The sequence below is a fragment of the Paenibacillus sp. FW101-FHT12H11 genome (genome assembly GCF_058790355.1).
Genome location: NZ_JBYTCO010000005.1, coordinates 81,193 through 107,472, shown reverse-complemented (window position 1 = coordinate 107,472; position 26,280 = coordinate 81,193). Strand labels below are relative to the sequence as shown.

Sequence of the window (26,280 nt, the reverse complement as noted above, 5' to 3'; positions counted from 1 at the left end):
TATTCAAGATGTAATTAAACTCTCCTTCCCGTTAACCATAAAAGCTCAATTATCCATATATTGCTCGTCTGGCTCATTTAGGGCTGCAATCAAAATTCTCTTTGCGACCATTTCAGGAGTATCTTTTGGAGAAGAAGATCCTTGGGGTTGTTGCTCATGAGCCCCTAGAGCGTTTTTGCCAAAATCCGTCGCGGTTGAGCGCGGATAAACGGTTATCACACGGATATGATCTGAGGCTAACTCATCTCGTGCCGTATCGGAAATCATGTTCAAAGCGGCTTTGGTTGCAGCATAAGCACCCAATCCAGCAATATGCATCTTAGATACCACAGAGCTTATATTGATGATCAGACCTCCCCCTTGCCTTCGCATGACAGGGATCGCAGATTGCATTGCCGCTATCGCTCCTAGTACATTGAGTTCGAAGATCTTGCGGAAGTCAACTAGAGTTAGATCAGCGACCTTGCCAACTACAGCTTGTCCTACATTATTGATGATCACATCCAGACGGCCAAAGTGGAGCACCGTTTCCTCGATGGCCCGTTGTACTTGCCTGGGATCACTCACGTCAGCAGAAATAGCGAAAGCATCAATACCCTGGTTCTGTAATTCCTTGGCGAGATGATTTAATACATCGGCAGATCGGGCTACTAGTGCTAATTTAGCACCAGCGGCAGCAAACTCACGTACTGTAGCTAAGCCGATACCAGCGGATGCTCCAGTTATAAAAACAACCTTGTCACGAATTTCCATAATAAATGTTCCTTTCTTGGAGGGGATTAGCCAAAGTTCTTTGCTCTTTCCATCTCTAATGTTACAGTTGGAGAACTTGATACGGAAGTTCAAATAAGTTAGCATGGTATCAACTATTGGTTTATGCAACAGGGGGTCAAAGAATGCTAGAACAATTGAATACTTTTATTCAAGTCGTAGAGTCCGGTAGCTTTTCAAAAGCAGCTGAAAAACTATTCATTTCTCCTACCGCGGTGATGAAGCAAATGAATCTATTGGAAAAACATGTAGGCATGCCTCTTTTGATCCGCACTAACCATGGAATTGAAATGACCAAAGCGGGAAAATCCTTTGTCAAGGATGCGACATTTATGGTGCAATTTTTCGAAGAAGCTCTGCTGCGCATGCGTCAATTCGCACAGGCAAATCAACTCGTAATTCGCGTGGGAACTTCTATGCTTAATCCCTGCAAGGTTTTGCTGGATATGTGGAATGAAGTCAGCAACCAATTTCCGCAATTCAAAATCAATATCGTGCATTTTGAGGATGATTCACATACACTCCCAACCACTTATCGTACAATTGGCAAAAACTATGATTTTATTGTAGGACCAATCCTTACAGAAAATTTAAAGGAGTATTTCCAAGTGCTTGAGTTGGGAAGTAATCGTTTCTGCTTTGCTTTATCTCGCAACCATCGGCTGGCATCTAAAAAAACTATTTCTGTGAAAGATTTGTATGGAGAGGAATTGGCTGTAGTAAATGGCGGAGGTAGCGCAGTAATTGATGAGATTCGTAATTTTATGATAAAGAACCACCCTAAAATCCGAATCAAAGATATTCCGCGTCTTTATGATATTGATATATTCAATCGATGTGAGGAGAGTGGTGTTGTCTTACTAACATTGGATGTATGGGCAGATATTCATCCGTCCCTAGTAACAATTCCTAGTGACTTGGACTTCGCAATCCCCTATGGTTTGCTATATCCGATACATCCTTCTGAAGATGCCTATCAGTTTCTAGAAATCATTAAGAAAATACGATCTCAGCAGAGTCCATAGATGAAAAAAGACTGCCAAATGGCAGCCTCAAATAAGAATTACCCTTGAGTAGGGCTTCTCTAATGACAACGAATTGGGGGATAGTTGGGATCCCTATTCTTTTCAGATATCATTTAGACCCGTTTCTTCTTTGGAACAGTAGTCGTCACATAATTCTCATCTTTCAATATCTTCGCTATATATAAAATCTGGCCCATGTGTTCCGAGAAATGAGTTGCACTCTGAATAAAAATCTCTAAATTTGTTTGTTCACGATTACCCGTTTTTTGAGTTTCCAATAATCCATCGTTATTCATGGCCATTAATGTCACTTTAACTTCACGAAGTGATGTTTTAATAATCTCGATTAAATCATTCTTCTTTATAACATGCACTTCAAATTCCTCATCACGGTCTCTCGTGAATGGTTTCTTATTCATTCCTTTGCCAATACGATCGTTAATATTACCGCTAATGTGAACGATTAAATTCGATATACTATTACTTGTGTCATTAGGACGCCAATTTACTTGTTCATCATCTAACTGTTCCAAAACTAAAACGATCCTACGCTCAATGGCTTCAAATCTGTCATTTAACATGTTTTTTATCTCGTTCATAAAAGCACCTCATCTTGAGATTATAGTTGGATTCACTACTTAAATGTTCACATAAGACATGTTTGCCTTCGTATACCGATCGCTAGCGGTGATGCCTATTGGCGCAACTTCGATAATTTTCGTTAACTCATCTTGTGTCAGTACAATATCAACAGCTGCGACGTTTTCCTCCAAATAAGAAATTCGACGAGTTCCGGGAATCGGGACACACCTTTGAGCGATCGTCCAAGCCAATGCCAGCTGTGAAGGTTTGACTCCTCTAGCATCAGCAATCTGATTAAAGCTTCAACGATACGCATAATAGATGCCAGGTTATCGCCGCTAAGTCGAGGATCCGTATTGCGAAAATCTGTTTGATGAAGTTGGTCCGTCTTAAACTGACCTGTCAAGAATCCACGTCCTAATGGGGAGTACGGTACAAATCCGATGCCTAATTCTCGGACAGTATCAAGCACACCATTAGCTTCAACCCCACGCTCGAACAATGAATACTCCGTCTGAACAGCCTTTATCGGATGAACAGCGAGCGCGGCGGATTGTACCTGCTGCAGCTTCGGACAATCCGATATGGCCAATTTTACCTTCGGCTACTAGCTTACTCATCGCCATGATTGTCTCTTCAATGGGCACTGTTGGATCGATACGGTGAAGGTAAACAAGGTCGATATAATCCATTTGCAGACGACGTAGTGATCCTTCTATTGCTCTAACAACATTTTGGGGACTGCCATCTACGACACGTTTGCCATCGACGACTTGGATCTGGCCTTCGTCCGTGAAACCAAATCCGACCTTGGTTGCGACAACAACATGCTCACGTATCCCTGTGAGAGCTTTGCCAACCAATTCTTCGTTATGACCCATCCCAAAGGTCTCCGCGGTGTCGAAGAACGTAATACCAAGTTCGACTGCCCGCCGAAGTGTCGCCATGCTTTCTATATCGTCGCTAGGACCATAAATATAAGTACTCATTCCCATACAACCCAGACCTTCTTGGCTGTCCTTCAATTCAATCCCTGCGTTCCTAACGCAACAATTTTCATCGTAATTTCCTTCCTCTCAAGTTTTTTCGAACCATGAAACTATTAAAAGGTAGGATATCTATTTATACGCAAGCACAATTAATTATCTTATGTTGTAAAGCATTCTTATACTATACATTGAAACTAGAAATCATTCATAATACAGATTTGAGATCTTATACATCTAAAAAAATGATAGCTAGAATTTCATCTTGCCCTATTTCGAGTTTCAGGTAAAAAATAATGTGCCAAGCATCGTAATTACAGCGAGTACTAAGACCCCCCAATAGACACTGTGAAGTGCAATTGTCAAACCTTGTTGAAAGATATGCAGTTCCCTTGCCGAGACTGGTTCATTTTTTCAATCTTCCTATCCATATCATCTGAAAGCTAGCTTATACAGGCATGATTTTTGTGCCAGTGAGCTGCTCACTAAGCTTCCATAGTCGGCCAGCGGCAACTGGATCGATCGCGCGAGGGCGTACGCCAAATCTTTCCATAGACTCATCGTTCGGTAACAATGGAGCAATCTCGCAATTTACACAATAAACGCCTCCGATACCTTCCAATTGAGGACTAGTCGCACACCATACGCTTGTTGCCGCACCCTGCTGTGGAGTTTTCCTATCTGCACCTTCAGGATCGATAATTGGCTTCCCGTTTTCATCAAAAAGCTTAACAGCATCCAATTCCGTCTGTGACAAATGTCTCTGCAAATCCGTTGCAATGCCACCTGGATGAACCGAGAAAGCTCGTACACCTTGACTTTGCCCTATCGAGTCTAGTGTGACAGCGAACAAGGCGTTTGCGCTTTTCGCCTGACCATAAGCAACCCAAGGATGGTATTCGCGGTGTTGGAAATGAGGATCATTAAAGTCGACTTCACCTCTTATATAGCCATAAGAAGATAGGGCTACAACACGCGCTCCTTCCGCGCGAACCAACGCTGGCCAGAGACGTACGGCAAGCTGAAAATGTCCAAGATGGTTAGCTGCGAACTGCGATTCATATCCCCGCTCGTCACGAACTAGCGGCGCAGCCATGACGCCGGCATTGTTGACAAGAATGTGCAGCTTGTCAAATTGTCTAAGAAAACGATCTGCAAAAGCATCTATAGATGCTGGTTGAAGCAAATCCATGAATTCTATAAGCACATCCGGCATTTCAGCGAGAGCAGCCTTAGCCTTATTTATATCGCGAGCGGGCACGATGACTTTGGCCCCTGCGGAGTGGAATGCACGAACGGTTTCTAACCCGATGCCGGAATAGCCGCCAGTAACCACAATGATTTTATCAGTCAAATCGATCCCTTGGATGACCTCGGCTGCTGTTGATGTAGCTCCAAAACCAGAGCCAATAGGAGTTTGTGTAGTTGTCATAAGGATATCTCCTCCGTTTGTTGATTTAGCATGAAAGCCTTGGCTTCAGCTTCTACATTATGCAACGGATATAAGACCCATCGGTATAACATTTATCTCAATTGATTGCCTATTCCTATCACATCCATTACCGTTGCTAGTGACTGTATATTATGATTGGAACAACTATTGGGTATGTTAAGGAGGATAACATGATGGATCGCCAACTCGAACTACGTGAACATATAGCTAATTTAATAGAACGACATTCACGCCAAAGTAATGGCTCGCACCCCACTTTAATTCTATCTTTGTTTCTCTTTCGCCAGAATAAAATGACGGATCCCACTCACGGGGTACATGATCGTTCAATCTGTTTTGTTTTTCAAGGCCAGAAGGAAGTCATGCTTGCGTCGGAGCTTTATCGCTACGAATCAGCTGAATATATTGCCGCCTCTGTGGTTTGAAAAACCATTGCGTATTGATGATCTTGCGGAAATAGCCAATATGAGCGTTCCGTCATTGTATCGGCATTTTAAAGATGTAACCGCTATGAACCCTATTCAATTTCAAAAACACCTGCGATTGCAAGCAGCTCGAAGTCTTTTATTATCCGAACCTGCTGAGGCCGCTGAAGCCGCGTTCCGGGTAGGTTACGAGAGCCCTTCTCAATTTAGCCGAGAATATACGAGAATGTTCGGTCTTTCACCCATTCAAGATATCAAACGTTTGCGAGCTCTGAATGCGTGACGACCTTGTCGACCTTGTCACCCGACGCTTATTGACATTATAATGAGTTCATTATGTATTCATTTACCCAGTGTCAGTAAACGCCGAAAGGACGGTTGATTTGTTTCATGAAATCTCGCATTGAACAACTAGTTGCATATATGGACCAGAGAGAGATTGATGCTGTGCTGATCACGATGCCGAAACATGTGTACTATTTAACCGGGTTTGCGAGCGACCCACATGAACGTTTTCTAGGGTTGTTAATTCCGCGCGGAGCTGAACCGCTGCTAATCGTACCAGCTTTGGACCTTGAAGCCGCACAAGCCGCATCGACCGTAAAAGCAATCCATACTCATACGGACACCGATAATCCCTACGAAATTCTCCGTAAGCTTCTGCCATCCGGCATCCGGACGCTGGGGCTGGAGAAAGACTATATGACGGTTAGCCGGTTTGAAGCAATCAGCCAAGCTGTAGGTGCAGCCGTCTATGCGGATATTGACGAACCGCTGCGTGAGATGCGCGTCATTAAGACTCCGGATGAAGTTATTCGCATGAAGCATGCGGTTCGCATCATCGAAGACGTGCTCCAAGCCGGTATCGCGCAAGTAAAACCAGGCGTTACGGAGATTGAGCTTGTGGCGGAGCTGGAGTACCAGATGAAAAAACTTGGTTCAAGCGGACCTTCCTTCGCGACAATGGTACTAGCGGGCGAGAAATCTGCGATGCCGCACGGTGTTCCAGGCTCACGGGCCATCCGTGAAGGAGAGCTGCTCTTGTTCGACCTCGGCGTTTATGCAGACGGATATGCATCCGATATTACGCGAACGTTCGCGGTAGGCGATATTTCGGAAGAACAAGCGAAAATTTATCAGACTGTGCTGCAGGCGAACTTGTTGGCCATTGAAGCAACTCGCCCTGGCGCTACGCTTGCCAGCCTGGACTACGCGGCGCGCGAGCACATCACAAGCGCTGGTTACGGAGCGTATTTCATGCACCGGCTCGGTCATGGTCTTGGCATGGATGTGCACGAATATCCATCCGTGCACGGCCAAAACCAAGAGCTGTTGCGCAGCGGCATGGTCTTCACGATCGAGCCGGGCATTTACGTTCCGGGCGTCGGCGGTGTCCGGATCGAAGATGATGTGCTCGTCACGGACAGCGGCGTCGAGGTGTTGACCTCGTTCCCGAAGGAACTTACTGTCATCGGATAATGACACAAACATAGCCAGTTGTGTTTCTCGAAAGCAAAAAACTCTTGTCCGCCATATAAAGGCGGCAAGAGTTTTTTCTTTCAATTGCTAAGGCTTACCAAGCGTAAACACCCTTCTCATCCAAAAATTCGGCGTTATGGCGTTTGCCGTCTGTCGCATAACCCACAATAATCGCTGCTGCGGCTTCTTTCGATTTACCACCTGCTGCATTGCCGTTAAGATCTGTTGATGTGAATCCAGGCGTTACCGCGAATACTTGCGCTTTACTGTTTCTGACTTCATAGGCCATTGAAAGTGTCATGGCATTGTTGGCCGTTTTCGATGAGTTATAATCGAATGCATTTAATGTAAGCTCAGCATTTTGCATATGGTCCAGCGAAGCCATATCGGTCGAAACATTGACGACTGTACCTTCGTTATCTTTGATTAAAGGGAATAATCGTTGGTTCAAACGGAAGGTCCCGAAAAAGTTAACTTCGAACGCATTCCGCAAATCTTCCTCTTTGGTATCCATAAAGGAGCGTGAGAAAGCGCCAGGCATACCAGCGTTATTAATTAGAAGCTTCAAGTCCGGATAACGCTTGGTGATCGTTTCGGCTGCCTGTTCGATGGTTTTCAGATCACCCATGTCAATTTGTATAAATTCTATGTCAAACCCCTTGGAAGTTAACTCGGAAACGGCAGCTTCACCGCGTTCGACATTTCGTGCACCAAGAATGACTTTCCAACCTGCTTCGCCTAATTGCTTAACGATTTCAATTCCAATTCCTTTATTTGCTCCAGTCACGAAAGCGATCTTTTGCATGCGAATCCTTCTTTCCTATATTTGAATTTTATTAACTATTTAAAAGTTACTATGCTACACTTAATGTAGGTCAACAATTAATTTTCCATTAAAAGAGGGGTCGTATGTTAACGATTGGAGAAGTAGCGAAAAAAGTCGGAATCAATATTGGAGCCATCCGGTTTTACGAAAGAAAGGGACTGTTGGAACCTGCTGCCCGAAACGAGCAAAATAACCGTCTCTATACAAATAATGACCTGAACTGGCTAATTTTTATCAAATGCCTTCGCGAAACCGGGATGAGTGTGGAGGACATCAAAACGTATTATGATAAAGTAAACGAAGGAACCTCCACCCTGCCGGAGCGAATCCAACTAATTGAAGGCCAAAAGGAAAAGTTGTTGCAAGATATTGCGGAGAAAGAAGCGCAGCTCGTTCATTTGGAAGAAAAGCTGAAGCGCTATTATCGCGGGGAAAATTATTAATTGCAAATTCAACTGTTCACCTGTAAAAAAATAAAGACAGCCGACTTGTGCCGGCTGCCTTCATCGCTTCATTCAACAATGTTTCATGAGAATCGATACGTCCAAAAGCGTTCCGTCCCGAAACGCGCCTGAATTTCCGGATCTGATAATTTCTTGCTACCCAATAATTCAGCGGCTTGGAATTGAGACTTATGGGACTGAATAGATGCCATCTTCTGTTTCAAGAAACTTTTAACGTCATTAACGATATCGGGTTTGCCGATTTCTTGTTCATGATTTTTGGCGAATGCCATGCAATGCACAGTCGGCCTTCGGTCAGCAGGCATTCTGCCAATGGTTCGGATTACCGCCGCTCCACATGCTTCGTGATCGGGATGAACACTTAGTGTGGGGTGGAAAGTAAGGACTAACGAAGGATTAAGCTCTTTGATAAGTTCTTCGATGCTTCCATCCAATTTGGCTTTATCCTCGAACTCGATCATTTTATCGTGAAAGCCGAGCAACCTAAGATCCCGAATGCCGATAGCGCGGCACGAAGCTTCAAGTTCCTGTTTGCGAATGACAGGCAATGTGACCCGATTGGCGAATGGCGGAATGCCCATGTTGCGGCCCATTTCACCTAAAGTTAAACAAGCGTAAGTGACTTCTGTTCCTTGGCTGAGATGCATGGCAAGCGTTCCTGACGCGCTGAATGCCTCATCGTCCGGATGTGGAAGCACAACTAGAATGTGTCGTTCCATATATGTTGATCCTCCTTTACCTTAGAACGGTTCCCGGCTCAATTGCAGTGCCACGACAAGTTTACCCGCCGTATCATGCCCTGCAAGGATAAGCCTTTCGGAATCCGTCTCTTCATAATGAGTTAGCCCCTCGGAATATACCCAACCTTGCTCCGTTTTCAAGCCGACGCGATAAGGGCCATTGCCCGAAATCGAGCCGTGAGAATAACGAATAACGGCATTCGAAATAAAGGTCGCAGCCGGATGTTTCGTAGAATCCAGATGCGCTGCATAAGCCCCCGTTGTCATCTCGAGATGAATATATAAATCCTGATCAATAAGGATATCGATAAACTGCTGAACTATGGCTTTGTCGATAAGCTGCATGTATTTTCCTCCAATTGCCTTCATAATATCGTTCTTCAAAAAGAGATTTAACCGATATGTCATTATTTTAGCATATCTTGCCTGCGAATCCATATCGACATGAAAATGAAAACATAAAAAAAATGCCACATCCTATGCGGCATTCATTGAGATTAAAACCTCGCTTACAGTTTAATCAATACTTCCGTGCCGTCCTGAGCTTTGACATCGACCAGAACCATCCCTTTGTAACGCTGCAACTCCTTAATGAGTTGCCTAATCGCTTGCTTCGTGCTTCGGCTTTGGAGAATCGACAGGACCAGCTCGATCCCGAATCGACTGCTGTCCGAATCGAAATAATGCTTCCGGTTCAAATGCCCCTCCGACTTTCCGTCGAATTTGTTCAACCAATCCTTCAATATGCGGTGAATGAAATTGGAAGTCAGGATACCGCTCCCCATGTGCAGTACGGTATAAGGGACAGGAATCGTAAAAGCGTGCTCCTTACTCTTAACCTTCACAATCATCATGACTGTCACTCAATCACGACGATGACTGTGTCCGATACACCTGAGCGGATGTCAATGATTTGCCCGTCGAGCTCGTTCTCTATGGCATCGATTAGAAGGTCGATATCGATATCCTTCACATATTTCGCAGCCTGCGGAATATTGGATGCAATGCTGTGTCCAGCTGCGAGTACAGCTTTCACAAGTTTAATCGGCAAATTAATGTTCACATTATCATTTTCGTGGGAGGTGACCCGTATTTTCAATGTTTTATCTAAATAACCACCGGATGCTGAAGACGGTTTCTTCGAGAAGTTAGGTTTCCCCAGCATCTGTACGGCATGCGAAGCAGGAGCTGTTTGTTTCTCCTTAAGTGCGTCAATTAACTCTGATGCCTTGACGGAATCAATTTTACCCTCCTGCATCATGGACAATACTTTGCTGATTTCTTCTTTCATCGTGATACCTCCTATTCATCCTTCAGCATTTTGACAGCTTCATCTGCTGTGATTTCGCCGTTCTCCAGCATGGAAATGACCTTCTTCTCATCGACTTCTGGCTTCTTCCGCGTATCGTATCCGAGGGCCGATATGATATCATTCAGCTTACCGCGCACCGTCGGGTAAGATATTCCAAGCTCTTTCTCCACTTCCTTGATGTTGCCCCTGTTCACTAGAAAGGTAATCACAAAATGGAGTTGTTCGGGCGAGAGTAGAGCCAGATTGGATAATTCAAATGTGTTCTCAATCGTTGTTCGGCAATGTCCGCACTCCAGCTTGACAGCGTGCAAATGATGGTCGCATACAGGACACTGTGTGATGATGGGATATTTCATACTCCGCCCCTTTCTTTTCCTACATTATAATCCACTATTATTAAAATGTAAATCAATAATAATCAATTTATTCAATCTAAAAATTAATTTATTTAATATAATCATTAATTTATTGAATATAATGGAAATCAATTAAAAACAAATAATCCGGATATTGCACATAGCAATACCCGGATTCAAAGATTATTTACATATAAGATTTCTAGGATGCTTCCTCAGAAGCCGGCCGTCCAACCTGCGTCCGCAGCGATCACTGCGCCATTAACAAAACTTGATTCGTCGGATGCCAGGAATAGAGCTACTTGCGCAATTTCTTCCGGTTGGCCAGCACGCGGAATCACACCTTGGGTAACCTTGGTTCGAGAAGCGCCGAACTCGTTCACGTTAGTCATGGTTGATGCGATATTCGTAATCGTCGCCCCTGGCGCAATCGCGTTGCAACGAATGCCTTTTTGAGCGTACATAAAACCGGTATTTTTCGTGATCCCGATAACAGCATGCTTAGATGCCGTATACGCAACGCCTGCATGAGCACCGCTAAATCCGCCTGTTGAAGCTGTATTTATGATGACACCTTTTCCTTTTTCGAGGAAAATGGGAAGAGCTTTTCTAATCGCTCGCATAACGCCCTTCGTATTAATTTCGAAAATTTGATCCCATTTTTCATCGGTTACGTCGCCGACAGGTGCCATGTTATCCATAATGCCGGCATTGTTCACTAAAATATCTAGCGTTCCGTATTCATTCACAGCCGTATCTATCATCATATTGATATCATCCAAGTTGGCAACATTAGTTTGGACAGCGATGGCCTCGCCACCAGTGGCTTTAATGCTTTCGGCAACCGCATTCGAGCCTTCCAAATTCAAGTCTGAGATGACGACCTTAGCGCCCTCTTGGGCAAATAACATAGCAATGGCTTTGCCCATGCCCGATGCAGCACCGGTAACGACTGCAACTTTACCTTCCAAACGCATGACAGATTCCTCCAAATTGTTTTTGTACACTTGGGTTTCAGAAAAACATTCGAGCTTTTGCTAATTTCTCCGTATATACTTGCCAATACTTAATGTTTTATCCAAGTGTAGGAATAAATAAATCATCATGATTTAATGTGGAAGACGCCCTATCTGCTTTCAAAAAGTATTCATAATTACCGAATCTGGCTTTTGCTTCTTGGTCGGGCAGCCATACCCATTCGTCTATTTCAGTCTGGCACCGGTGATCACGAAACGCGGCAAGCTTGGCGTCCAAGTGAGCATGCACATCGATTTTGACGACATCTTTACGGGAATACCCGTATCGCTCAGGACGCTCCATCGCATCGCCAAACGTAATAAAATACAGGGCTCCTCGTTGACCTAATTGTTGAAAAGCAGCTGTCGTCGCCTTCCCTATAGCACAATGATCGGGATGGCCACCCAGTTTTTCGTGAAAAGTCAGCACGACATCAGGGTCAATTTCTTGGATAATACCCGCAATGCGAGTTGTCAAGCTATTCTTATCGACAAACTCAACGGTTTTATCACGGATATCCAAAAATTGCAACTGCCGGATTCCCAAGCTCTCGCAGGCATTCCTTAGCTCCATTTCACGAGCATCTGCCATCGTTTCACGATTGAGGTAAGGCGGATTGCCCATACGTCGTCCCATTTCTCCGCGCGTTGCGCTCACTAGAGTAATGTCGACCTGTTCACTGGCGTATTTGGCGAGCGTACCACCACAAATAAACGACTCATCGTCGGGGTGTGCAAACACCGCTAACAACTTTTTCGATGATGTATGTTGTGTCATATTCATTCTGGAAACGGCTCCTTTCCTACATGCAGCGCAACATTCATCCGACCTCTGTCATCATAACCGGCCAATAAAAGACGGCCATTTGCATCCATCTCATAATGCGTGAGCGCTTCCATTCGGAGCCAGCCATGCCCGTCAAATCGGAGAGCGGCACGAAATGGACCTTCCCCCGCTATAAACGCATGGGTAACCTTGACCTTGAAATTGCGTACAAATACAAAGGACGTTGCTTCACTGTGAATATAAACATCATTACCAATGAAGGCTTGAAGCTCATCTTCTACTTTTGATCGGTTTATTGTGATCATTGCTTAGACTCTCTTTTCTGAAGGAATTTATAATCTATTCTATATCATCGTATCACAGCTCATTATTTAAATAAAATGCCAGCAAGCACGCCAGTCTTTTATCTCAGGCAGACACTTCCATTTCCAGTTTCTCGCCATCATTTGGCCGATAATAATACCAAAATAAAGCCACTGCTGCGATACAAATGATAGAGCTGACCATAAATCCTGAGCGGATACCGAACCAACCGGCGTACAGTCCGCCTAACAGCGAGCCTAATGTACGGCTTATGGCGTTCATCGTTAATGAATTCATCATTTGTCCGCTTGCTTTCAACTCTTTGGGCACATGTGTACTCACATACTCAGCCAGACATAAGTAAAAGAGCATGAAGGTCCCGCCATGCAGCACCCACGTCGCCAAATAGACGGCCGGGCTAAGTGAACCGCTGAACAGCAACCATCGTACGGCGAGAATAATTCCGGAGCAGAGCAATATTTTAAAAATCCCGAATCTCCGATAAAGCGGTTGAAAAAACAGCATGAATGGAAACTGGCTGATCGAACCGATACTGACCCCAATGCCAATCAGCGCTGTGCTCATTCCCTGCTCTTTACTATAAACGGCTTGAAATGTCGTAAAAAAGCCCAGCGTACAATTGACCACAAGTGTGTATAAGTAAATCAGAACAAGTTTCCTGCTGGTGAACAGCTGTTTCAGTTGGACCTTCGCCTTGTGTTGATGGCCTTCCACCTTAGGGATGCCCCAAGCCAGCAGGAAGGCGACGAATACGAGCCCGGAGAACAACGGGAACATATAGTGCAGATTACGGTCCAGCAGCCAGCCGGCAATAACCGCCATCAAAGCATAACCGACGGATCCCGCTGTGCGAATACGCGAAAAGTTAAATCCCGACTTGCGGGAAATCTCCAGTGTAATCGTGTCACCCAGCGGGTTAATCACGCATTGGACGGCCCCGAACACAACTGTGCACGCAAATAACACCCAGAATTGGCTGCCTGCCGCCGGTAACGTCCAGACGAGAATTGAGGTGAGCAGCAGCGCTATAAGCAGCAGACGGTTTTTCGATGCCGCTCTGTCGGCGGCCAATCCCCATCGCGGTTGAGCGATCATTGCGGTAATCGCTCCCGCTGTCGAGAGCAAACCAATCTGAAAATGATCAAGATTGATGTCGTTGTAATAAATAGGAATATAATTGCTGAAAGCGCCTAGCGCCATAAAAACAAGTGAGTAATACATAGACATGTATACATAGGTTGTTTTTCTTGCCATCTGATTTTCGCCTTCCTCATATGTAGTCGAAATTGCCGTTACACGGTAGTTACCGTGCTTTTATAGTAACATCTCACAGATTCAAATGCGTGCCAGGCAGCTGCTTCATAGATCATTTTATTTGGCAATTCTTGTTCCTGGAATACTAGATTCATATGATTTTCCAGTGTGTCCCTAATGCCACAAATCGTTTTATGAATGGAATCTATGTAAGGCAAATAATCTTTTAACAACTCTTGCGCTTTTTCATTACCCTCATGAATGACTAACATCGCCTCGTATTCAGTAACTTGATAGCATTCCTTCAAAATATCTTTAATTCCATCCAGTAACTCGGTGTATTCGTCCTCCTTAAGAGTCGATAAAGGGAAAGTCATTCTATGTCCACCTCCGTAGGTTATTGAGTCATAATCTTTGCAAGCCTCATTGCCACAAATAATGGCTACAACGTATAATTAGATGGTCTCGACATTCCTATCATAGCTTATTTTTTGGCTAAAATAGTTATCTTCTTCCGTCACAAAATAGCACTCAAATGATAATTTTGAAAAGCGGGTTGGATGGTGATCATCTTTGAAAAACACAAAACATGTGGATGAACGTGCACAAGTATTTCATGTACTTAACAACCGGGGGGTAAGGCTTAAATATAGGGCCGTATCCTATGAATATCCCCCTATTACTTACCATTATCATAAAGGGATTGAGGTCTTGTTTGTCCATCAAGGAAAGGGAACCTTGACCCTTAACCGCAAGATTTACAATTTAGAGGCCGGCTGTGTCGTGATATTACAACCCTTCCAGCTGCATCGCATTCAATTTGATGCCACTCCTCAAAATCCGTATGTACGAACCGTTCTAACCTTTGAACCCTCAATCGTTGCCCCTCATCTCAAAAACTTTACTGTACTGTCTCGTTTTTTTGATCAGGTATGGAAAGGACAAATGACCAATCAGGTATTTCGTGAGGATCGGGATTCGACTTATATGATGGGCATTCTGGAAAGATTCAACGATCTGGTTACGGGGTGGAACGAAAAAGATGAAGACCACGAGACAGCGTCGATGTTGATTCTCAACATTTTAGACTATCTTAGCTCCTTGCACATTGGAGGATTTGGGGGCGTCGCACGTCCGGAAAGCCATGCTGAAAAAATAATGAATTGGGTCGAAGAGCATTATACAGAGCCTTTTGACTTGATTGAATTAGCAAAGGAACTCCATCTCTCCAAGAATCATGTATCGCGGTTATTTCGGACCGAAACAGGGGGAAGCATCACTGAATACGTCATTGCACGTAGAGTAAGACAGGCTTGCTGGTTGTTGAAAACGGAATCAAAATCTATTGAACAAATTGGTTCATTGGTTGGCATACCTAATTTCCCTTATTTTTGTCGGATATTTAAAAAGATCACAGGCTTTACGCCCATTCAGTATCGTAAAAGCCAGTTAAATTAAAAACAACAGGGAGCAGCTGCCATTTCGGCAATCTACTCCCTGCTTTCATTTCGACCATAAAATCAATTAACATTCATTGGATTGCTTCTCCAGAAAAGCTTGAATGGATGGATCCATGCACAGCCCGATAGCGCGGCCGTAAAAGGCACGGGCTTCCTCGTATCTCTTCATCCTTTTGAACAAATGAGCGCGCAGCGCCCAATAAGGCTGATAACTCTTAACCGCTTCTGCCGGTATAGCATCCAACAGCGCCTTTCCCGCTTCTGCGCCGAACGCTTCAGCAACCGCTGCCGCGCGACCTACGTGTGCGCCAATCGTTGGAGCAATGCTAACCAGCCCCTCGTACAGCAGCGCAATCTCTCCCCATTCCGTGCGGTTCGTCCACGCTCGCTGGGCATGCACGGATTGAATTGCCGCCTCAAGCTGAAATCGTCCGATACGGCTCCCATTGGCGGCAGTTCGGAGGCAGTGCTCAGCCTCCTCGATCATTTCGAACGACCAGCCTGAATGATCCTGATCGGATATTGGCACATAGCCGCCTGCCTCATCGCGGCGCGTATAACGGCGCGCTTCGCAGTGCAACATGAAAGCCAGCAATCCCAGTGCTTCGGGTTCTCCTGGCATGAATCGTACAATCAGCCTTCCCAGAAATATCGCTTCTCCGGCAAGCCCCTTCCTACGAGAATCAACGCCGGCAATATCCTCCCACCCACTACCATAGGCTGCATAAACAGCCTCAAGCACGGCTCCAAGGCGCTCCGGCCATTCATCCTCACCGGGCAAATCGAATTTGATCTCATCGCTCTTTATTTTTGCTTTAGCACGAGTGAGCCGCTGACCCATCGTTGCCGGTTTAACGATGAAAGCAGATGCAATGCGGGCCGCGTCAAGGCCAAGCACAGACTGGAGCATAAGCGGCGTGCGCACAGCAGGATCGATTTCGGGATGTGCGCAAATAAACAGCATCTTCAGCCGTTCGTCAGGGAAAGGCATCTCGTTTTCGACTCGCCGCCTAGCATCTTCTGCTAGGGATAGCAAAGCATGCTCGGCGCCGGCTTGCACGCGGGCATGTCGGCTGCCATCGATCAACCGACGTCTCGCAGCCGTAAGCAGCCATGCTTCAGGCTTGTCCGGCACTCCGCTCGCCGGCCATTTCACCAACGCGGACAGAAATGCGTCCGCAAGCGCATCCTCCGCTGCCGCCAGGTCACGAGAGCGGACTGCAAGGAAGGCGACCAGACGGCCGTAGGATTCTCTGGCCGTCTGTTCAATTATTTGATGAGCTTGCCTATCGATCATTCTGTAATCGGTTTGAGGTTGGGACGAACCTCAACGGAGCTGCCTGGACAACGTGCCGCCCATTCCAATGCATGGTCCATATCCGGCACGTCTATGATGATCAGACCGCCGATTTGCTCCTTCGTTTCCGTGATCGGGCCATCCTGAACAAGCAATTCGCCGCCGTTACGGCTTAACGTGGTCCCCGTCTCAGGGGATTGGAGACCTGCGCTGCTTACAACAATGCCGGATTCACGCAAAGCTGTGACATAATGAGCCCAGCTTGCTGTATAAGCCTCCTTGTGTATCGGGTCGGTACGTTTAGCGAAATCCTCTGTTGTTTCATACATGATCAGTGTGTAATTCATCGTTACTGCTCCTTTCAACGTTCATATTGGAATTGCTTCTTGCCGTCTTCACCATAATGACGAGCCAGATCACACAATTTCTACATCAAATGAAAAAAAATTATTATTTCGGGCTATCTTATCCCTGCCTCCGCCAGTTTCTTGTCCAGTATTTCTTTTTGCCGCAGATGATGCCTGCTGTGCATCCCAACCAACTCAAACCAATCACGTGCGTTTAGCCAGCCAAACCAGCCGTGGCGAATCTTGCATGCTGGATTCGCTTCCTCTATGCGGCATGCCCAGTAGGCCAACATCACTAGCACTTGCTCTAGTCCAGTTACGATTTCATCTTTCGTCTCGGGATTTCTTGTCTCATTTGGCGGTTGGTCAAGTTTCACACGGATGTTTGGCCACTCTTTTTCTGCAAACGCTTTCATTCCATCCCCTGTCCTGCCCTCAGCTTCTTCCGTAGTTGCCTTCGTGCACGTTGCAATATGCCCGATATATTCTTTCGCCACTTCGATCACATGGATATACATTTGTCCGATTGACCACACGTTTTCCTCACTTTTATATCGCAACTGCTCTATCGAATATTTGTCCAAATTCTCCATGTATTGTTGGATAATAGCCGCACAATTGTTCAACATCAGATCCTCTCCCCGTTAGTTATTAACCGCAACAATTCCATAACTTAAAACGCATGCGCTCTACTATTCACATTTTTTTACAATCTACTTGGATCATACGAACAGACCGTTCCGTTGTCAATGGCTTTTAAAATAGAAAAAAGACCCAACCAAGTTCATAGAAACCTTGATTGAGTCTTTTTTACACTGACGTTATTTTTGAGTATTAGCTAGCTCATAACGATCTGCATTCATTACTTTTACCCAAGCTGCAATAAATTCACGTACAAACTTCTCTTTGTTATCATCTTGAGCGTAAACTTCAGCAATGGCACGTAGAATAGAGTTTGATCCGAATACAAGATCAACGATCGTCGCCGTACGCACGACTTTACCTGTCTGACGATCAGATCCTTCATAAATCCCTCCACTAACAGGTTTCCATTGTACTCTCATGTCAAGCAAATTAACGAAGAAGTCGTTCGTCAGTTTACCTATATGCTCGGTGAATACGCCATGTTTTGTCCCATCGAAGTTTGTACCAAGAACACGCATACCGCCTACAAGCGCAGTCATTTCTGGCGCAGTAAGGTTAAGCAGATGCGCCTTGTCGATTAAGAGCTCAGCAGCATTTACACTGTAATTCTTCTTCTGATAGTTGCGGAAACCATCGGCCGCCGGCTCTAGTACGGCGAAGCTTTCTACATCCGTTTGTTCTTGAGTGGCATCGCCGCGGCCAGGTGTGAAAGGAACCGTTACATCATAACCTGCATCACGTGCAGCTTTTTCAACGGCAGCGCTACCACCTAATACAATCAAGTCAGCCAAGCTTACTTTCTTATCGAGTTCAATCTGGATTGTTTCCAGGATAGCAAGTACTTTATTAAGTTGTGTAGGCTGATTCACTTCCCAATCCTTCTGAGGAGCAAGTCGGATACGGGAACCATTCGCACCGCCGCGCATATCCGTCCCCCGGAAAGTGCTTGCCGAAGCCCACGCCGTTGTTACCAGTTCGCTGATTGTAAGACCGGAGTTTAGGATCTTTGTTTTAAGATCTTGAACTTCCGCATCCGTTAATTCGATGTTGGCTGCATCTACAGGATCCTGCCAGAGCAGTACTTCTTCAGGAACTTCCGGACCTAGGTATCTTACACGAGGACCCATGTCTCTGTGAGTGAGTTTGAACCACGCGCGAGCAAAAGCATCTGCAAATTCTTCCGGATTCTCATGGTAACGGCGAGAAATCTTCTCATATGCCGGATCTTCGCGCAATGCTAAATCCGCTGTCGTCATGATCGTCGGAACGCGAATGGACGAATCTTCCGCATCCGGTGCGAGGTGCTCTTTATCTGGATTTACCGGAGCCCACTGATAGGCGCCTGCCGGGCTTTTCGTAAGCTGCCATTCATATCCAAAGAGCATATCGAAGAAGCCATTATCCCACTGCGTCGGATTCGCAGTCCAAGCACCTTCAATACCGCTGGTAATAGTGTCACGACCTCTACCGGAGCCATGCGTATTGATCCAACCTAAGCCAAGAGCTTCAACTGGAGCCCCTTCCGGTTCTGCCCCCACTTTCGCAGCATCTCCTGCACCGTGTGCTTTGCCGAATGTATGGCCGCCCGCTACGAGTGCGACGGTTTCTTCATCATTCATTCCCATGCGTTTGAACGTTTCGCGAATGTCGCGTGCACTTGCAACTGGATCTGGTTTGCCGTTCGGGCCCTCTGGATTCACATAGATCAGACCCATCTGAACAGCGGCAAGCGGATTCTCAAGCTCACGATCGCCCGTGTAACGTTTGTCCCCCAACCATTCTGTCTCAACACCCCAGTAAATATCTTCTTCAGGATGCCAAACGTCTACTCGGCCGCCACCGAAACCAAAGGTTTTTCCCCCCATAGATTCTATTGCGACATTACCTGTTAAAACGAATAAATCCGCCCACGAGATCTTATTGCCATACTTTTGCTTAATCGGCCAAAGCAATCGACGGGCTTTATCGAGGTTTCCATTATCTGGCCAGCTATTCAGAGGAGCAAAACGCTGGTTTCCGGTTCCGGCACCGCCGCGACCGTCACCCGTACGGTAAGTACCTGCAGCATGCCAAGCCATACGTATGAAAAATGGACCATAATGTCCATAGTCAGCAGGCCACCAATCTTGACTGTCTGTCATTAAATTCTTAAGATCCTGTTTAACCGCTTGGAAATCTAACTTTGCAAACTCTTCTGCGTAATTAAAATCCGCACCCATCGGGTTTGATTTCTGATCATGTTGATGAAGTATGTACAAATTGAGCTGATTGGGCCACCAGTTTCTATTCGTCGTACCGCTTGATTTGTGGCTAGTTGCGCTGCCGTGCGGAAACGGGCATTTGCCTTCGCTGCCGGAAGTCAGATCCATGATATCACCCCTACAATAATAAATTTTAAATAATAATTGTTCTAAATACAGTTATAAAGCTAATTGGAATAAAAATCAACTTTTTTTTGCTAATCGATCCCTATTCTTGTCCTAATTCATACATATGAAGCACGGGTGAAAATTAGTATCTCATCACCTATTCATCAGCTTTGAATTTGTCCTAATAGGCCTACGGCAACCCATTCCAGCCTCTGCGACCTTGTTTTGTAGCTTTGCGCATTCGATCGCCTTCTCCATCCAAGGTCACCATGTATCCGACATCGATAGGCTGACCATCCATGGGTTCAAAAATCTCAGCGAAGTCAGCACTGTATTCCTTCCGAATGAGAGGCCGTACCACTGGACGTTGTTAGTATCCCCTCTGCGTGGGAATTTAGTCCACTTGCTATCGTACCGGCACCTTCCGCATGCGCACTTATCCCACTTGCAGGTGGCGACTAGTGGAATTATCACAATCTCTTGCCTATCTTTCAAAAAATAATAGACCCACTGCAGTAGCTGAGGGCCTATCTAGAACGCACGGTGCTTTACACGCGGCATGGTATTTTATTCAAAAATTGCCACTGGCCTTGCCCATCCGGCACTTGCTCGCTCGATCTTCACTGGAAAACAGGAAACTTTGAAACCATATGGCTTCGGCAATTGATCCAGGTTTGCAAGTTTTTCGATCTGGCAATACTCCCGATCCTTACCTAAATAGTGGGCTGCCCACAGGACACCGTCTCTTGGTTGATTTCGGTAATCCTCGGCTTGCAGGTTCAATGGAATATCCCAGCCCCAGCCATCCGTCCCAACAACCTTAATTCCGCATTCGAGCAGCCAAAGTGTCGCTTCAGCTGAAACACCAGCATGCAGGAACGCATAATGCTCGTGGTACAATCGTTTATCTGCATCACTGCGAATGAGTACAATATCGAATGGTTTTAAATTATAGTTAATCCGCTTCAACTCTGTGATGAGATCATCTTTCGTGATTTCATAACCCGGCGGTTTACTGCTGAAATCAAGCAGCACGCCATCTGAGTAAAACCACTCCAAAGGAAGCTCGTCAATTGTTCTAGATGGTTTGCCTTCTGATGTGGGCCAGTAATGCCATGGCGCGTCCACATGCGTCCCCGAGTGCGTATTTAATGTTACTGTCTCTGTAGCCCATGCCTTCTTTTCTGGAAAATTCTCGGGTGCGAGCCCGAGCGCCGCAGCTGCTTGGATTGCTCCCTCTTCATGGGTGGAGTATTCAATTTTAGCTGGAAGTGGTTCACGAATTTTGGGACTGATAGGAACACTTAAATCATAAAGTTTCATTATACTTCACACCTCACTTTGTTCAATGAAATTAAATTATCAATCCTCAATGGCCTGATATACCGTGGTCCAGAAATCATGGATAACCATCGCTGAATCCGGAGTTGACATGCCCACCTGAGTGAGCAGGATTCCGGTGAGTTGGTTGACTGGATCAGCGTAAGTCGAGGTACCGCTTCCGCCGTCCCAGCCAAATTGGCCGATGGGCGCGTAGTCGCCACGATAAGTGCGTACCGCCATCCCAAATCCCCAACCGCCATGCTGCCCTTGCCCGAATGACAAATGGACATTGTTGGTCGCCATGGCGTTACGAACGGCTTGTTGCTCAGGTGTGAGCCGGTTGGTGGTCATCAACTGGACGGCAGGCCGGGATAGAATCCGTTCGGTCCCGTGTTTCCCTTGATTCAGCAGCATCCGGAAGTAGGCGTGAAAATCATCGACGGTTGAGGTCAATCCGCCACCGCCACCCTGGAACGCCGGATTCTGGCTGTAGCGTCCCCCTTTGGCTTCGTCCCACACATTGAACTCGCCAGTTTGCGGATTGGGCGCGTAGAGGGGCGGCATCCGATCGATTTTATCGGCAGGCACGTGGAAGCCGGTATCTTTCATGCCAAGCGGATCAAAAATGCGTTCGCGCAGGAATGACTCAAACGACTGCCCTGTAACCCTGGCGACGAGCACACCGAGCAGATCGTTGCTGATGTGGTACTGCCAGCGCTCTCCTGGCTGATACATCAACGGAAGTGTGCCGAGTCGGCGCATCCACTCATCCGGTTCGGGCATCGGCGTCGGCAGATCGGGCGTGAGTCCCTGCTCGAAGATCGCACTCAGAATCGGAGTGCCCAGCAGCGTAATATCCATGCCGAGCCCGAATGTGGAGGTCAACAGATCCCTTACTGTGATCGGCCGTCTCGCCGGCACCGTATCGTCCAGCGGGCCGTCGACTCGTTTCAGCACCTGCCGGTTGGCGAGTTCAGGCAGCCAGGCATCCACCGGATCATCCAGCCGGAGCCTGCACTCGTCGAGCAGGATCATCACAGGTGCGACTGCAACCGGCTTGGAAGTGGATGCCATCCGGAATATCGTGTCCCTGTTCATCGGTACTCCACCGTCATGGCGCATCGTACCGAGCGCTTCGACGTGTGTCTCACCATTCCGGCTGACGAGAGCGACAATCCCTGGAATCTTCCCGGAGTCAACATGCCGTGCCAGTACATCGTGCAATCTACTTAGCCCTGCTTTGGAGAAGCCGCTGTTACTCTGTCCCGTTATAATCCTGTTCATTTGGTTCCCTCCTTATCGAATAGTAACCTTGGATACATCCGCTCCCATACCTTTAAGCGCCGCATACGTCAGTTTATCCATCGTTGCGCCGTCGAAAATAACGGTTTTGATCATCCGATAGTATTTATTCGTGAGACTAAACCCGGGCTGGAATGAAACATTGTTAAATGTAGCGCCCCTGAATGAAACTTCGGTTAAAGCTGCTTTGTCAAACTTAACCCCGATAAACGTCTGACCGTCAAAACGCTGCCGGGTGAGATCGGTATATTTGAAATCAACTCCCTCAAACCGACAGCTTTCAAAAATCGTCTTTCGAAGATCGGTCATCGATAACGTCACATCGAGTAGTCTCACGCCTGTAAACTTGGCACCGTCAAGCCCTGACTTGCTAAAATTGGTTCGGACAAGAATCGTCTTATCAAAGCTTGCATTTGACAGGTCCAGCGCGTCCAAACTGCAATCCGTTAAATTGGCGCCGTCAAAATTGGCTTCGCGCACGTCACTGGCCTTAAACGAACTGCCCGTTAAATCGGCGCCGGAAAAGTCGGAACCGTGCAGTGAGCTACCTTTAAACTGTCCTTTATGCGCCTTAACGCCTGCAAAATCGCTTTCCGCCAAGTTGCTTCCATTAAAGTTTGTCAGTACTTGCCGTTCCAGCGAACGGGAGAGGTTGGCGACCTCCAGAATCGTTTGCTCGATGTCGCCGATACTTTCAATTGTCATCGTAAACGCTGTTTCATCGTCCTTGCCTTCCGCTTTGAGTTCACGGTATCGTTCTTGCAAATCGGTATGCAGGTCGTCTTTTAATTCGGAGACGCTTTTTACACCATCGTATGGCGTAAAAACGCTATTCAGATAATCCGTCAATTTGGGATTCATCATATCAAATCTCTCCTCATACTAAGTTTTCTAACACGCGTTTGGCATACTCCCAGTTGCTTTTGTTGCGATCATAAGTGCTCTTCCCTTTTTCCGTTATCCTAAAATATTTACGCCGTCCGCCCTGTGACTCATCGCCCCAATACCACTCGATGTCACCGTCTGCTTCTAACCGCCGGAAGCTGGAATACATCGTGGCTTCCTTCAGTTCATACTCGCCGCTCGAACGCTCGGCGATCAACTTGACAATCTCGTAACCGTAACGATCAGCTTCGGACAAGAGCCGTAAAATCATCGTATCCGTATGTCCGCGTAACAGGTCGGATGTGATCTTGTTCTCGCTCATACAATCACCTCCATGGCTGTATAATAAATCATATTACTGTGTCTGTCAAGGTACTACTTTGATTGCACTACAAATGTCCTTTCCTCCTACATGTCACATCACAAAAAAAAGGCCACCCGATAAATCACGGATGGACTTTTTATCACTTATAGACGTTACCAGTGTGGGTAACCAGAGACTCTATCAAATCTGTAAAGCTCTGCGCAGCAAGGCATTCACCGTCGCAACGTCCATACCGAGCCCGGGGCCTGTCGGCGCATAGATAACACCGTTTTTGGATTCCTTCGGCGGAGAGAACAGAAATCCGGTCGTCTTAACGCCTGATTTGTCTTCCTGGAACTTTCCGATGTTCGGAATGTATGACGCATAATGCAGCACGTACACATAGCCGAACCCGCCGGAAATATGCGGGGTAACCGGAATACCTTTCAGCGCTGCCATTCGAGCGATACGCGTATTGCGGATAAAGCCGCCGTTGTACTGCAAATCCGGCTGGATAACCTGAGCGGCATCGTTGTCGATGATCCAGCGGAAGCGACGCATGCTCGTCTCCTGCTCGCCAAAAGCTAGCGGAATCGCCAGATTGTCGGCGACTTCCTTCGTGTCCTCCAGATGCTCGAACGGACACGGTTCTTCATAGAAGAAGGCATTGATCTCTTCGAGCATCTTGCCGTATTCAATCGCGACCGGAGGGTCGTATGAGCCATTGCCGTCGGCATGGATGGCGATGTCATCGCCAAATTCACGGCGCGCCATATAGATCAGTCCCTCCGAGCGGCCTGCGAGGGAGTCGGCATTTTTGCTCATTCGGCCGCCAACCTTAAACTTGACCGCCTTCGCCCCTGTTTCGGCCATCCGTCGCTGCAGCACCTCGATCTCTTCTTCCGGCGTTGTGCCCCGGTTACCGCTAGCCACATAAATCGGCACTTCTGAGCGGATAACACCGCCCAGCAAATCTCCGATCGGCTTGTTGACAATGCGTCCCAACATATCAAGCAGACTCGCCTCCACCCAGGAGATACAGCACCATAACGCAAGACCCGATAGCTTGTAATTGCTCTCATAAACATAGACGCCGTCTAGCAACTTCTCTAAGTCGCGCGCATCCTTGCCGATAAAATACGGGATGATCAGCTGCTTCAGCAGCGGATACAAATAAGCCGCCCGCTCACTGGCTACCGCTACCCCCTCGGAACCGTCCTTGGAACGTGTACGCAGAAAATACAGCCCATTGTTAAACAGCAGCTCCAAGGATTCGATGATTACAGGACTTGTAATCTCATCCACATTTATTACCTTTGAATTTGCTGCTTCTTCCAGTTCCGCAGTGGAAACACGGCTTCCAGCCTGTCGCTTCGCGCTGTCGAGATACAAATATGATAAATCAAGATAGGGTTTGCCCATAAGAGATTACCTCCTGAATCGATTCTGAAAATGCGATTAAAAATTTTTATTAATCTTCGTCACTTTTTTAATCGGCGAATAATCTCCGATGTCACTTCTCGCGTAGTAGCCGCACCGCCGATATCCTTCGTTTTAATTCCGGCATCCGTTACGTTCTCGACTACATCCAGCAGATGCTGCCCAAGCTCCTGATAGCCGAAATGGTCCAGCATCATTTTGGCCGTCCAGATCTGACCGATCGGATTGGCAATGCCGAGTCCGTAAATGTCCGGCGCAGAACCATGAACGGGTTCGAACATCGACGGATATTTACCGTTCAGATTAATGTTGGCAGCCGGGGCAATGCCGATGCTCCCCATAATGGCGGCTCCAATATCGGTTAAAATGTCACCGAACAGATTACTCGCCACGACAACGTCAAACACCTGCGGCTTTGTAACGAAAAAAGCTGCCAACGCATCAATATGCGTTGAAGTTGTCTGAATGTCGGGATAATCTTTGCGCACATCCTTAAACACTTCGTCCCAGAATGGCATCGAGTAGACGATACCGTTAGACTTGGTGGCGCTGGTCACATGTCCTCGACGCTTACGGGCAAGTTCGAACGCATACCTCATCGCCCGCTCCGTGCCCTTACGTGTAAACACAGCGTTCTGGATGGCAATTTCATCATCGCCTTTGTGGATGCGACCACCGATTTCACTGTATTCTCCTTCACTATTTTCCCTTACGACGAGAAGATCAAATTCTTTTGGATGAAGCAACGGTGAAGAAAGACCGAGGAAATATTTGGCTGGACGGATGTTAATCACCTGCTGAAAGTCTCTGCGGATTTTAATGAGCAAGCCCCATAAAGAGATATGATCAGGCACTCGCGTTGGATCCCCAACAGCTCCGAGAAACACTGCTTCAAAGTTTTGAAGCGTTTGCAATCCATCGTCAGGCATCATTTTGCCATGCTGTTCATAATAATCGCAGCTCCAAGGGAAGGACTCAAACTGAAACGAGATTCCACCATGAACCTCCGCAACCGCAGTTAGTACCTCCAGAGCCGCGGGAACTACCTCCTTACCGATACCATCTCCCGGAATAACCGCAATTTCAAACCGTTTCATAGCTTAATCCC

General features: G+C 46.6%; 31 protein-coding genes and 2 pseudogenes. 6 read left to right on the top strand and 27 right to left on the bottom strand.

Features of this window, described 5'->3' with window-relative positions; translation table 11 throughout:
* Positions 1–45: 45 nt before the first annotated feature.
* The gene (locus AC3WTJ_RS17175) at positions 46–753 is read right to left on the bottom strand and encodes an SDR family NAD(P)-dependent oxidoreductase (RefSeq protein ID WP_492522811.1); all 708 of its coding nucleotides are present in this window, start codon (positions 751–753) and stop codon (positions 46–48) included.
* A 143-nt stretch (positions 754–896) separates the two neighbouring features.
* Here AC3WTJ_RS17175 and AC3WTJ_RS17170 point away from each other — a divergent pair, with 143 nt between their 5' ends.
* On the top strand, positions 897–1,796 hold the full coding sequence (locus AC3WTJ_RS17170; protein ID WP_492522810.1) for a LysR family transcriptional regulator: 900 nt from the start codon (positions 897–899) through the stop codon (positions 1,794–1,796).
* A gap of 113 nt (positions 1,797–1,909) precedes the next feature.
* Here the strand turns inward: AC3WTJ_RS17170 and AC3WTJ_RS17165 are convergent, their stop codons facing one another.
* The 4 genes and pseudogenes from AC3WTJ_RS17165 to AC3WTJ_RS17150 form a co-directional block, all read right to left on the bottom strand.
* Entirely contained in the window at positions 1,910–2,395 is a 486-nt protein-coding gene (locus AC3WTJ_RS17165; RefSeq protein ID WP_492522809.1) for a DUF1572 family protein, read from the bottom strand.
* Between the two features lie 39 nt (positions 2,396–2,434).
* Positions 2,435–2,617, bottom strand: coding sequence for a hypothetical protein (locus AC3WTJ_RS17160; RefSeq protein WP_492523267.1), 183 nt, complete (start codon positions 2,615–2,617; stop codon positions 2,435–2,437).
* A pseudogene (locus tag AC3WTJ_RS17155) lies at positions 2,533–3,325 on the bottom strand (aldo/keto reductase). The gene AC3WTJ_RS17160 and the pseudogene AC3WTJ_RS17155 overlap by 85 nt, the downstream one beginning before the upstream one ends.
* A 487-nt stretch (positions 3,326–3,812) precedes the next feature.
* The gene (locus AC3WTJ_RS17150; protein ID WP_492522808.1) at positions 3,813–4,796 is read right to left on the bottom strand and encodes an oxidoreductase; all 984 of its coding nucleotides are present in this window, start codon (positions 4,794–4,796) and stop codon (positions 3,813–3,815) included.
* A 152-nt stretch (positions 4,797–4,948) separates the two neighbouring features.
* Between AC3WTJ_RS17150 and AC3WTJ_RS17145 the strand changes: the two genes are divergently transcribed.
* The 3 genes and pseudogenes from AC3WTJ_RS17145 (at position 4,949) to AC3WTJ_RS17135 (ending at position 6,721) form a co-directional block, all read left to right on the top strand.
* On the top strand, positions 4,949–5,242 hold the full coding sequence (locus AC3WTJ_RS17145) for an AraC family transcriptional regulator N-terminal domain-containing protein (protein ID WP_492522807.1): 294 nt from the start codon (positions 4,949–4,951) through the stop codon (positions 5,240–5,242).
* Positions 5,238–5,525: pseudogene (locus AC3WTJ_RS17140) on the top strand (helix-turn-helix domain-containing protein); the annotation flags it as partial. The gene AC3WTJ_RS17145 and the pseudogene AC3WTJ_RS17140, both read left to right, overlap by 5 nt.
* 107 nt (positions 5,526–5,632) lie before the next feature.
* Entirely contained in the window at positions 5,633–6,721 is a 1,089-nt protein-coding gene (locus tag AC3WTJ_RS17135; protein ID WP_492522806.1) for a M24 family metallopeptidase, read from the top strand.
* A 94-nt stretch (positions 6,722–6,815) separates the two neighbouring features.
* Here the strand turns inward: AC3WTJ_RS17135 and AC3WTJ_RS17130 are convergent, their stop codons facing one another.
* Positions 6,816–7,526, bottom strand: a complete 711-nt coding sequence (locus AC3WTJ_RS17130) for an SDR family NAD(P)-dependent oxidoreductase (protein ID WP_492522805.1) — start codon at positions 7,524–7,526, stop codon at positions 6,816–6,818.
* 104 nt (positions 7,527–7,630) lie between these two features.
* Here AC3WTJ_RS17130 and AC3WTJ_RS17125 point away from each other — a divergent pair, with 104 nt between their 5' ends.
* The gene (locus tag AC3WTJ_RS17125; protein WP_492522804.1) at positions 7,631–7,990 is read left to right on the top strand and encodes a MerR family transcriptional regulator; all 360 of its coding nucleotides are present in this window, start codon (positions 7,631–7,633) and stop codon (positions 7,988–7,990) included.
* Positions 7,991–8,073: 83 nt separating this feature from the next.
* Here AC3WTJ_RS17125 and bshB2 read toward each other — a convergent pair whose 3' ends face one another.
* The 10 genes from bshB2 to AC3WTJ_RS17075 all read right to left on the bottom strand — a co-directional run bounded on the left by bshB2 (position 8,074) and on the right by AC3WTJ_RS17075 (position 14,177).
* Complete coding sequence (gene bshB2 / locus AC3WTJ_RS17120) at positions 8,074–8,730, bottom strand: bacillithiol biosynthesis deacetylase BshB2 (RefSeq protein WP_492522803.1); 657 nt, start codon at positions 8,728–8,730, stop codon at positions 8,074–8,076.
* 21 nt (positions 8,731–8,751) lie between these two features.
* Positions 8,752–9,096, bottom strand: coding sequence for a YojF family protein (locus AC3WTJ_RS17115; RefSeq protein WP_407867462.1), 345 nt, complete (start codon positions 9,094–9,096; stop codon positions 8,752–8,754).
* A 164-nt stretch (positions 9,097–9,260) separates the two neighbouring features.
* On the bottom strand, positions 9,261–9,605 hold the full coding sequence (locus AC3WTJ_RS17110) for a hypothetical protein (RefSeq protein ID WP_492522802.1): 345 nt from the start codon (positions 9,603–9,605) through the stop codon (positions 9,261–9,263).
* A 5-nt stretch (positions 9,606–9,610) separates the two neighbouring features.
* Positions 9,611–10,042: a hypothetical protein gene (locus tag AC3WTJ_RS17105; RefSeq protein WP_492522801.1), complete on the bottom strand. Its 432-nt coding sequence runs from the start codon at positions 10,040–10,042 to the stop codon at positions 9,611–9,613.
* 11 nt (positions 10,043–10,053) lie between these two features.
* Positions 10,054–10,419 (bottom strand): DUF2089 domain-containing protein, encoded by a 366-nt coding sequence (locus AC3WTJ_RS17100; RefSeq protein ID WP_127450574.1) that lies wholly within the window; start codon positions 10,417–10,419, stop codon positions 10,054–10,056.
* A 215-nt stretch (positions 10,420–10,634) separates the two neighbouring features.
* A complete protein-coding gene (locus AC3WTJ_RS17095; RefSeq protein WP_492522800.1) occupies positions 10,635–11,396 on the bottom strand; it encodes an SDR family oxidoreductase in 762 nt (253 codons plus the stop codon).
* A 97-nt stretch (positions 11,397–11,493) separates the two neighbouring features.
* Positions 11,494–12,219: a PIG-L family deacetylase gene (locus AC3WTJ_RS17090; protein WP_492522799.1), complete on the bottom strand. Its 726-nt coding sequence runs from the start codon at positions 12,217–12,219 to the stop codon at positions 11,494–11,496.
* Complete coding sequence (locus AC3WTJ_RS17085; RefSeq protein ID WP_492522798.1) at positions 12,216–12,527, bottom strand: DUF1806 family protein; 312 nt, start codon at positions 12,525–12,527, stop codon at positions 12,216–12,218. Before AC3WTJ_RS17085 ends, AC3WTJ_RS17090 begins: the two co-directional genes overlap by 4 nt.
* A gap of 103 nt (positions 12,528–12,630) precedes the next feature.
* Positions 12,631–13,800 (bottom strand): MFS transporter, encoded by a 1,170-nt coding sequence (locus AC3WTJ_RS17080; RefSeq protein WP_492522797.1) that lies wholly within the window; start codon positions 13,798–13,800, stop codon positions 12,631–12,633.
* Positions 13,801–13,838: 38 nt separating this feature from the next.
* Positions 13,839–14,177: a hypothetical protein gene (locus tag AC3WTJ_RS17075; protein ID WP_492522796.1), complete on the bottom strand. Its 339-nt coding sequence runs from the start codon at positions 14,175–14,177 to the stop codon at positions 13,839–13,841.
* Between the two features lie 196 nt (positions 14,178–14,373).
* Here AC3WTJ_RS17075 and AC3WTJ_RS17070 point away from each other — a divergent pair, with 196 nt between their 5' ends.
* Entirely contained in the window at positions 14,374–15,258 is an 885-nt protein-coding gene (locus AC3WTJ_RS17070) for an AraC family transcriptional regulator (protein ID WP_492522795.1), read from the top strand.
* A gap of 66 nt (positions 15,259–15,324) precedes the next feature.
* On the opposite strand, the gene AC3WTJ_RS17065 is transcribed toward AC3WTJ_RS17070, so the two are convergent.
* The 11 genes from AC3WTJ_RS17065 to AC3WTJ_RS17015 all read right to left on the bottom strand — a co-directional run bounded on the left by AC3WTJ_RS17065 (position 15,325) and on the right by AC3WTJ_RS17015 (position 26,269).
* Positions 15,325–16,557 (bottom strand): RNA polymerase sigma factor, encoded by a 1,233-nt coding sequence (locus AC3WTJ_RS17065; protein WP_492522794.1) that lies wholly within the window; start codon positions 16,555–16,557, stop codon positions 15,325–15,327.
* The gene (locus AC3WTJ_RS17060; RefSeq protein WP_492522793.1) at positions 16,554–16,904 is read right to left on the bottom strand and encodes a YciI family protein; all 351 of its coding nucleotides are present in this window, start codon (positions 16,902–16,904) and stop codon (positions 16,554–16,556) included. The genes AC3WTJ_RS17065 and AC3WTJ_RS17060 overlap by 4 nt, the downstream gene beginning before the upstream one ends.
* 113 nt (positions 16,905–17,017) lie before the next feature.
* Positions 17,018–17,533 carry a DinB family protein gene (locus AC3WTJ_RS17055; protein WP_492522792.1) on the bottom strand — a complete coding sequence of 172 codons (516 nt, stop codon included), beginning with the start codon at positions 17,531–17,533 and terminating at the stop codon, positions 17,018–17,020.
* A gap of 192 nt (positions 17,534–17,725) precedes the next feature.
* Complete coding sequence (katG, locus tag AC3WTJ_RS17050) at positions 17,726–19,918, bottom strand: catalase/peroxidase HPI (protein WP_492522791.1); 2,193 nt, start codon at positions 19,916–19,918, stop codon at positions 17,726–17,728.
* 190 nt (positions 19,919–20,108) lie between these two features.
* On the bottom strand, positions 20,109–20,219 hold the full coding sequence (locus AC3WTJ_RS17045) for a hypothetical protein (RefSeq protein ID WP_492523266.1): 111 nt from the start codon (positions 20,217–20,219) through the stop codon (positions 20,109–20,111).
* 266 nt (positions 20,220–20,485) lie between these two features.
* Positions 20,486–21,241, bottom strand: a complete 756-nt coding sequence (locus AC3WTJ_RS17040; protein WP_492522790.1) for a cyclase family protein — start codon at positions 21,239–21,241, stop codon at positions 20,486–20,488.
* 39 nt (positions 21,242–21,280) lie between these two features.
* Complete coding sequence (locus tag AC3WTJ_RS17035; RefSeq protein ID WP_492522789.1) at positions 21,281–22,525, bottom strand: serine hydrolase domain-containing protein; 1,245 nt, start codon at positions 22,523–22,525, stop codon at positions 21,281–21,283.
* A 12-nt stretch (positions 22,526–22,537) separates the two neighbouring features.
* Positions 22,538–23,404 carry a pentapeptide repeat-containing protein gene (locus AC3WTJ_RS17030; protein WP_492523265.1) on the bottom strand — a complete coding sequence of 289 codons (867 nt, stop codon included), beginning with the start codon at positions 23,402–23,404 and terminating at the stop codon, positions 22,538–22,540.
* 16 nt (positions 23,405–23,420) lie between these two features.
* Positions 23,421–23,750: a PadR family transcriptional regulator gene (locus AC3WTJ_RS17025; RefSeq protein WP_492522788.1), complete on the bottom strand. Its 330-nt coding sequence runs from the start codon at positions 23,748–23,750 to the stop codon at positions 23,421–23,423.
* Positions 23,751–23,933: 183 nt separating this feature from the next.
* Positions 23,934–25,154: a mandelate racemase/muconate lactonizing enzyme family protein gene (locus AC3WTJ_RS17020; protein ID WP_492522787.1), complete on the bottom strand. Its 1,221-nt coding sequence runs from the start codon at positions 25,152–25,154 to the stop codon at positions 23,934–23,936.
* 59 nt (positions 25,155–25,213) lie between these two features.
* Positions 25,214–26,269 carry a tartrate dehydrogenase gene (locus AC3WTJ_RS17015; protein ID WP_492522786.1) on the bottom strand — a complete coding sequence of 352 codons (1,056 nt, stop codon included), beginning with the start codon at positions 26,267–26,269 and terminating at the stop codon, positions 25,214–25,216.
* Positions 26,270–26,280 lie beyond the last annotated feature (11 nt).

Coding starts and splice junctions, on each gene's coding strand:
- AC3WTJ_RS17175 (WP_492522811.1), bottom strand. CDS start 753: ATGGAAATTCGTGACAAGGTTGTTTTTATAACTGGAGCATCCGCTGGT.
- AC3WTJ_RS17170 (WP_492522810.1), top strand. CDS start 897: ATGCTAGAACAATTGAATACTTTTATTCAAGTCGTAGAGTCCGGTAGC.
- AC3WTJ_RS17165 (WP_492522809.1), bottom strand. CDS start 2,395: ATGAACGAGATAAAAAACATGTTAAATGACAGATTTGAAGCCATTGAG.
- AC3WTJ_RS17150 (WP_492522808.1), bottom strand. CDS start 4,796: ATGACAACTACACAAACTCCTATTGGCTCTGGTTTTGGAGCTACATCA.
- AC3WTJ_RS17145 (WP_492522807.1), top strand. CDS start 4,949: ATGATTGGAACAACTATTGGGTATGTTAAGGAGGATAACATGATGGAT.
- AC3WTJ_RS17135 (WP_492522806.1), top strand. CDS start 5,633: ATGAAATCTCGCATTGAACAACTAGTTGCATATATGGACCAGAGAGAG.
- AC3WTJ_RS17130 (WP_492522805.1), bottom strand. CDS start 7,526: ATGCAAAAGATCGCTTTCGTGACTGGAGCAAATAAAGGAATTGGAATT.
- AC3WTJ_RS17125 (WP_492522804.1), top strand. CDS start 7,631: ATGTTAACGATTGGAGAAGTAGCGAAAAAAGTCGGAATCAATATTGGA.
- bshB2 (WP_492522803.1), bottom strand. CDS start 8,730: ATGGAACGACACATTCTAGTTGTGCTTCCACATCCGGACGATGAGGCA.
- AC3WTJ_RS17115 (WP_407867462.1), bottom strand. CDS start 9,096: ATGCAGCTTATCGACAAAGCCATAGTTCAGCAGTTTATCGATATCCTT.
- AC3WTJ_RS17110 (WP_492522802.1), bottom strand. CDS start 9,605: ATGATGATTGTGAAGGTTAAGAGTAAGGAGCACGCTTTTACGATTCCT.
- AC3WTJ_RS17105 (WP_492522801.1), bottom strand. CDS start 10,042: ATGAAAGAAGAAATCAGCAAAGTATTGTCCATGATGCAGGAGGGTAAA.
- AC3WTJ_RS17100 (WP_127450574.1), bottom strand. CDS start 10,419: ATGAAATATCCCATCATCACACAGTGTCCTGTATGCGACCATCATTTG.
- AC3WTJ_RS17095 (WP_492522800.1), bottom strand. CDS start 11,396: ATGCGTTTGGAAGGTAAAGTTGCAGTCGTTACCGGTGCTGCATCGGGC.
- AC3WTJ_RS17090 (WP_492522799.1), bottom strand. CDS start 12,219: ATGAATATGACACAACATACATCATCGAAAAAGTTGTTAGCGGTGTTT.
- AC3WTJ_RS17085 (WP_492522798.1), bottom strand. CDS start 12,527: ATGATCACAATAAACCGATCAAAAGTAGAAGATGAGCTTCAAGCCTTC.
- AC3WTJ_RS17080 (WP_492522797.1), bottom strand. CDS start 13,800: ATGGCAAGAAAAACAACCTATGTATACATGTCTATGTATTACTCACTT.
- AC3WTJ_RS17075 (WP_492522796.1), bottom strand. CDS start 14,177: ATGACTTTCCCTTTATCGACTCTTAAGGAGGACGAATACACCGAGTTA.
- AC3WTJ_RS17065 (WP_492522794.1), bottom strand. CDS start 16,557: ATGATCGATAGGCAAGCTCATCAAATAATTGAACAGACGGCCAGAGAA.
- AC3WTJ_RS17060 (WP_492522793.1), bottom strand. CDS start 16,904: ATGAATTACACACTGATCATGTATGAAACAACAGAGGATTTCGCTAAA.
- AC3WTJ_RS17055 (WP_492522792.1), bottom strand. CDS start 17,533: ATGTTGAACAATTGTGCGGCTATTATCCAACAATACATGGAGAATTTG.
- katG (WP_492522791.1), bottom strand. CDS start 19,918: ATGGATCTGACTTCCGGCAGCGAAGGCAAATGCCCGTTTCCGCACGGC.
- AC3WTJ_RS17045 (WP_492523266.1), bottom strand. CDS start 20,219: ATGGATGGTCAGCCTATCGATGTCGGATACATGGTGACCTTGGATGGA.
- AC3WTJ_RS17040 (WP_492522790.1), bottom strand. CDS start 21,241: ATGAAACTTTATGATTTAAGTGTTCCTATCAGTCCCAAAATTCGTGAA.
- AC3WTJ_RS17035 (WP_492522789.1), bottom strand. CDS start 22,525: ATGAACAGGATTATAACGGGACAGAGTAACAGCGGCTTCTCCAAAGCA.
- AC3WTJ_RS17030 (WP_492523265.1), bottom strand. CDS start 23,404: ATGAATCCCAAATTGACGGATTATCTGAATAGCGTTTTTACGCCATAC.
- AC3WTJ_RS17025 (WP_492522788.1), bottom strand. CDS start 23,750: ATGAGCGAGAACAAGATCACATCCGACCTGTTACGCGGACATACGGAT.
- AC3WTJ_RS17020 (WP_492522787.1), bottom strand. CDS start 25,154: ATGGGCAAACCCTATCTTGATTTATCATATTTGTATCTCGACAGCGCG.
- AC3WTJ_RS17015 (WP_492522786.1), bottom strand. CDS start 26,269: ATGAAACGGTTTGAAATTGCGGTTATTCCGGGAGATGGTATCGGTAAG.